Origin of the sequence: Dietzia sp. CW19, assembly GCF_014145265.1 — a bacterium.
Classification (GTDB): domain Bacteria; phylum Actinomycetota; class Actinomycetes; order Mycobacteriales; family Mycobacteriaceae; genus Dietzia; species Dietzia natronolimnaea.
In genome coordinates, this window is the sequence record NZ_JAALEE010000069.1 from 1 (window position 1) to 5922 (window position 5922).

A 5922-nucleotide genomic window follows, 5' to 3' on the forward strand; every position below is an offset into this window, starting at 1 on the left:
GGTCGGCGCTGCTGGACGCGGTGGACCGGGTGACCGGGGAGCACGGAGCCGTCACCGGCCGCTATGAGTGGCCGGCGGTCGCATTGGCCTCCGCGGCCTGAGCGAGGGTGCGGTCCTCCGCGGCCTGAGCGAGGGGCGCGATCCCCCGCTGCGTGAGCCGTTCGGTGGCCCCGCCGAGTCCGGGTAGGATCGGCAGTCGAGCCCCGGCAGGTCCGGGTCCGCCCCGCGTTTCAACCGATCGAGGAGATCCACCGTGGCCCGAGTCGTCGTCGAAGTCATGCCCAAGGCCGAGATCCTCGATCCGCAGGGCCAGGCCATCCACCGGGCCCTGGGCCGTCTCGGCCACCCGGGCGTCACCGACGTCCGTCAGGGCAAGCGGTTCGAGCTCGAGGTCGCCGACGGCGTGTCGGACGCCGAGCTCGAGGAGATCGCCTCGTCGCTGCTGGCCAACACGGTGATCGAGGACTGGAAGGTCGTCCGCGTGGACACCGCGGAGGCGGCCTCGTGACCGCACGGATCGGCGTCATCACCTTCCCCGGCACGCTCGACGACATCGACGCCTCACGCGCCATCACCAGGTCCGGCGCGCAGGCGGTCTCGCTGTGGCATGACGACGCGGACCTCCAGGGCGTCGACGCGGTGGTGGTCCCCGGCGGTTTCTCCTACGGCGATTACCTCCGCTGCGGCGCGATCGCCTCGATGGCCCCCGTCATGGGCGAGGTCATCACGGCGGCCCGCGGCGGCATGCCGGTCCTGGGCATCTGCAACGGCTTCCAGATCCTGTGCGAGGCCGGGCTGCTCCCCGGCGCCATGGGGCGCAACCGCGACATGCACTTCATCTGCCGTGACGAGTGGCTGCGAGTGGAGAACACCGGCACCGCGTGGACCAGCCGGTTCGAGGAGGGGGCGGAGATCCTCATCCCGCTGAAGTCCGGAGAGGGCCGGTACATGGCCACGCCCGAGACCATCGAGCAGCTCGAGGCCGAGGGCCGCGTGGTCTTCCGCTTCGCCTCCGACGCCCCCAACGGTTCCACCAACAACATCGCCGGGATCAGCTCCGGGGACGGGCGTGTGGTCGGCCTCATGCCGCACCCCGAGCACGCCATCGACCCGCTGACCGGGCCGTCCGACGACGGGCTCGGGCTTTTCCTCTCCGCGTTGGATGCGGTGGTCAAGGTCTGATCCGCACGCCGCGGCTACAGCGAAGGGCCCGCCGGGAGTGATCCCGGCGGGCCCTCGTTTTTGCCGCGAACGTCAGAGCGGGAGGTTCATGCCATTGTCGCCGAAGAGGCTGCCGGTGCTGCCGAGGTCGGCGCCGAGGTCGCCGATGAAGCTCAGGAGCAGGTTCGGGCCGATGAACAGCGCGGCCGACAGGGTGTCGACGAAGGACGAGCCGACGGGGTCGGCGCTTCCGATCAACTCGGTGCTGAGGGGTGCGAATGCTTCGCCGATCGAACCAGTCAGGTCCATAGGGTTCTCCTAAGGTTGGTATCCCGCTCGGCGGGATGAGCTGCGGCGACCCGGATGATCGCACGCATAGGTGAAGTTTTGCACAACTACTTAGGCGTTCGTTCACCTTTCTGGCCGATATGACAGAAGTCACTCATGGGTCTGGAGTGAACCGAGAATAGACATGGTGGCCGTGCGGTCTGACCATCTACTCACCGGCCCATCCGTCGGTGGCGCGAGATGCGGTAGAACCGTGGGGTGAGCGAATCCAGCACCCAGCCCGTGTCCGCGTCCGAGAAGGCCGCCAGGCCGTTCGACATCGTCCTCTACGGGGCGACCGGATTCACCGGTGGTCTGGTGGCCGACTATCTGCTGCGGAACCTGCCCGAGGGTGGGTCGTGGGCCGTGGCGGGTCGGAACCGGACCAAGCTCGACGCGCTCGCCGCCCGCCTCGCCGCCGAGATGCCCGACGTCCCGGCCCCGGGGGTCGTGGTGGCGGACACCGAGGATCCGGGCTCGCTGGCGGACATGGCCCGCGCGGCCCGGGTCGTCATCACCACCGTCGGGCCGTACCTCGAGTACGGCGAGCCGCTCGTCGCCGCGTGCGCCGAGGCCGGGACCGACTACGTGGACCTGACGGGCGAGCCCGAGTTCGCCGACCGCATGTACCTCGAGTACCACGACAAGGCCGTGGCCTCCGGCGCACGGATCATCCACGCGTGCGGGTTCGACTCCATCCCCCACGACATGGGGGTGTTCTACACGATGAAGCAGGTACCCGAGGGTGTGCCGGTGGCGGTCTACGGTGCGGTCCACGCCGACGCCCAGTTCTCCGGCGGCACCTTCCACTCGGCCATCGGCCAGTTCGCCCGACTCCGTGAGGCCGGACGCACGGCGAAGGCGCGGCGCAAGAAGGAGGGCAGGGTCGAGGGGCGGCGGATCAAGTCGGTGACGGGCAAGCCGCACCACGACAGCGTTCTCGGCCGCTGGCTGGTGCCGCTGCCCACGATCGACCCGCAGATCGTGTTGCGGTCCGCGGCCGCGCTGGAGAGCTACGGCCCGGACTTCACCTACGCGCACTACGCCTCGGTCAAGTCGCCGTTGACCGCGACGGCGGGCATGGTCGGGGTCGGGGCGCTGACCGTGGGTGCCCAGATCGGCCCCATCAGGTCGCAGATGCTCAAGCGGATCGACCGTGGTGCCGGGCCCAGTGAGTCCCGCCGCGCCCGGTCGTCGTTCGACGTGACCTTCGTGGCGTTGGCGGGCGGGCGGCGGGTGGTCACCCGGGTGTGCGGCGGCGACCCCGGGTACACCGAGACGGCCATGATGATCGCGGAGTCGGCCCTGTGTCTGGCCTTCGACGATCTTCCCGCGCTCTCGGGACAGCTCACCACCGCCCAGGCGATGGGGGAGGCACTACTCGAGCGTGTCGAGCGCGGCGGCCTGACCTTCGAGGTGCTGTCCACCTAGCCCCGGCTGGTAGCGGATTCGCGGGCCGCCGCGGGCCGACTAGACTCGCCCCCGTGACGACTCACGTGGACTCCATCTCGCACGCCTCCGACACCCCCGAGTTGGCCCAGCCGTGGGCGGAACTCGGACTCAAGGAGGACGAGTACTCCCGCATCCGGGAGATCCTGGGCCGCCGGCCCACGGACGCCGAGTTGGCCATGTACTCGGTCATGTGGTCGGAGCACTGCTCGTACAAGTCGTCCAAGGTGCACCTGCGCTACTTCGGCGAGACCACCACGGACGAGATGCGGTCCACCATGCTCGCGGGGATCGGCGAGAACGCCGGCGTGGTGGACATCGGTGACGGCTGGGCGGTGACGTTCAAGGTCGAGTCGCACAACCACCCGTCCTACATCGAGCCGTACCAGGGTGCCGCGACCGGTGTCGGCGGGATCATCCGCGACATCATGGCGATGGGCGCGCGGCCGGTGGCCGTGATGGACCAGCTCCGCTTCGGCCCCGCCGACGCCGACGACACGCACCGCGTGCTCCCCGGCGTCGTGGCCGGGGTCGGCGGGTACGGCAACTGCCTGGGCCTGCCCAACATCGGTGGTGAGACGGTGTTCGACGAGTCGTACGCCGCCAATCCGCTGGTCAACGCCCTCGGTGCGGGCGTCATGCGCGTGGAGGACCTGCACCTGGCGTTCGCCTCCGGCACCGGCAACCGGATCATCCTGTTCGGTGCCCGCACCGGTCTCGACGGGATCGGTGGCGTGTCGGTGCTGGCGTCCGAGACCTTCGATGTGGACGAGGACGGAGCGCCGGTCAAGCCGCGCAAGCTCCCCAGCGTCCAGGTGGGCGACCCGTTCATGGAGAAGGTCCTCATCGAGTGCTGCCTCGAGCTGTACCGCGACGAGCTGGTCGTGGGCATCCAGGACCTCGGCGGTGCCGGCCTGGCGTGCGCCACCTCCGAGCTGGCCGCGGCCGGCGACGGCGGCATGCACATCGTGCTCGACAACGTCCCGCTGCGCGCGGAGGGCATGTCCGCCGCCGAGATCCTCTCCAGTGAGTCGCAGGAGCGCATGTGCGCCGTGGTGACGCCGGAGAACGTCGAGGCCTTCATGGACGTGTGCCGCCGCTGGGACGTGTTGGCCGCCGACATCGGCGAGGTCACCGACGGCGACCGGCTCACCATCGAGTTCCGCGGTGAGACCGTGGTGGACGCCCCGCCCGAGTCGCTGGCCGACGAGGGGCCGGTCTACGAGCGCCCCCTCGAGCGGCCCTCCGACCAGGACGCCCTGCAGGCGGACACCACCGCGACCCTGGCCCGCCCGGCCACCGGCGACGAGTTGCGCCGGACCCTGGTGGACATGATCTCCAGCCCGGCCCTGTGCTCGCGCAAGTTCATCACCGAGCAGTACGACCGCTACGTCCGCGGCAACACGATCCTCGCGGAGAACGCCGACGGCGGTGTCCTGCGCATCGACGAGGAGTCCGGCCGCGGCATCGCACTGTCGACCGACGCGTCGGGGCGCTACACCAAGCTCGACCCGTACACCGGTGCCCGGCTGGCCCTGGCGGAGGCGTACCGCAATGTCGCCGTCACCGGCGCCACCCCGGTCGCCGTGACCAATTGCCTCAACTTCGGCTCGCCCGAGGACCCGGGCGTGATGTGGCAGTTCCGCGAGGCCGTCCACGGACTGGCGGACGGTTGTGCCGAGCTCGGTATCCCCGTCACCGGCGGCAACGTCTCCTTCTACAACCAGACCGGGTCCACCCCGATCCTGCCGACGCCCGTCGTGGGCGTGCTCGGAGTGATCGACGACGTCGCCCGCCGCACGCCCACCGCGTTCGGTGACACCCCCGGCGAGAACGTCTACCTGCTCGGCGAGACCCGCGACGAGCTCGACGGGTCCATCTGGGCCCAGGTCGCCCACGAGCACCTCGGAGGCATGCCCCCGACGGTCGACCTGCGGTGGGAGGCCACACTCGCCCGTATCCTGGCCACGTGCTCCAAGGACGGCCTGATCACCGGCGCACACGACCTGTCGGAGGGCGGGCTCGCGCAGGCGCTCGTGGAGTCGGCCCTGGCCGGGGAGTGCGGCCTCCGGGTGGTGCTGCCCGCCGACGCGGACCCGTTCGTGTGGCTCTTCTCCGAGTCGGCCGGCCGCGTGATCGTGTCGGTCCCCCGGGGCGAGGAGATCCGCTTCCAGCAGATGCTCACCGCGCAGGACATCCCGCACACCCGGATCGCCGTCACCGACCCGGATTCGGGGACCTTCGAGGTCCAGGGGCAGTTCACCCTGACCACCGCAGAGCTGCGCGCCGCCCACGAGGGGACGCTGCCGGCACTGTTCGGCGTCGACCCGGTCTGAGACGGTCATCCTGAGACGGGCCGGCAGGGATCGGACCGGTCGGGCGCGACCCGATGCGTGATCTCCGCAGACGAGAGCGACTGCTCGCCGTCGTCCTGGCCGGCACGGCGGGGTTCGTCGACGCGGTCGGCTTCCTCGTGGTGGGTGGCTACTTCGTGTCGTTCATGAGCGGCAACTCCACGCGAATGGCCGTCGACCTGGTGCAGGGTGACCTCGGCGGCGCGGGGATCGCGGCCGTCGTCCTGGTCTCGTTCTTCCTCGGCGCGGTCGCCGGTGCGGTGGTCACCCGCCTCCGTCCCCGGGATGATCGCCCGGCCGTCCTGGCCCTGGTCGCCACCCTGCTGCTGGTGGCGCTCGCGGTGCACCGGCTCACGACCGCCACGGTCGTCGGGGCGCCGCTGTCGATGACGGTGGTCGCGGCGTCGATGGGTGCCATGAACTCGGTGTTCCACTCGCGGGGAGAGGTCTCGCTCGGGGTCACCTACATGACCGGTGCGGTGGTCAAGTCCGCCCACCGGCTGGTGGACGCGCTGGCCGGGGGGTCGTGGGCGCCCTATCGTCAGCAGGTCTCCCTGTGGGCTGCGCTCGCGCTCGGTGGGGTGGCGGGCGCGGTGCTCCAGGTGCGCCTCGGTGTGGCCGCGCTGGGCGT

6 protein-coding genes are annotated in these 5922 nt (G+C 70.6%); 5 read left to right on the forward strand and 1 reads right to left on the reverse strand.

Annotated features, from left to right (window positions below; all coding sequences use genetic code 11):
• Positions 1-253: 253 nt before the first annotated feature.
• Both purS and purQ read left to right on the forward strand, forming a co-directional pair.
• A complete protein-coding gene (gene purS, locus G6021_RS02530) occupies positions 254-508 on the forward strand; it encodes a phosphoribosylformylglycinamidine synthase subunit PurS (protein ID WP_182615277.1) in 255 nt (84 codons plus the stop codon).
• Complete coding sequence (gene purQ / locus G6021_RS02535; RefSeq protein ID WP_182615276.1) at positions 505-1182, forward strand: phosphoribosylformylglycinamidine synthase subunit PurQ; 678 nt, start codon at positions 505-507, stop codon at positions 1180-1182. The genes purS and purQ overlap by 4 nt, the downstream gene beginning before the upstream one ends.
• Before the next feature lie 72 nt (positions 1183-1254).
• On the opposite strand, the gene G6021_RS02540 is transcribed toward purQ, so the two are convergent.
• Positions 1255-1470, reverse strand: a complete 216-nt coding sequence (locus G6021_RS02540) for a hypothetical protein (RefSeq protein ID WP_182615275.1) — start codon at positions 1468-1470, stop codon at positions 1255-1257.
• 237 nt (positions 1471-1707) lie between these two features.
• Between G6021_RS02540 and G6021_RS02545 the strand changes: the two genes are divergently transcribed.
• From G6021_RS02545 to G6021_RS02555, 3 genes are all read left to right on the forward strand, one after another.
• Entirely contained in the window at positions 1708-2919 is a 1212-nt protein-coding gene (locus G6021_RS02545; RefSeq protein ID WP_182615274.1) for a saccharopine dehydrogenase NADP-binding domain-containing protein, read from the forward strand.
• 53 nt (positions 2920-2972) lie between these two features.
• The gene (purL, locus tag G6021_RS02550) at positions 2973-5273 is read left to right on the forward strand and encodes a phosphoribosylformylglycinamidine synthase subunit PurL (protein ID WP_182616860.1); all 2301 of its coding nucleotides are present in this window, start codon (positions 2973-2975) and stop codon (positions 5271-5273) included.
• 53 nt (positions 5274-5326) lie between these two features.
• Positions 5327-5922 (forward strand): YoaK family protein (locus G6021_RS02555; RefSeq protein WP_182640608.1); only part of this gene is annotated, 596 nt, incomplete at its 3' end.

Excerpts from the sequence above, each read along its gene's own strand:
- G6021_RS02540 (WP_182615275.1), bottom strand. The coding sequence starts at position 1,470 with ATGGACCTGACTGGTTCGATCGGCGAAGCATTCGCACCCCTCAGCACC.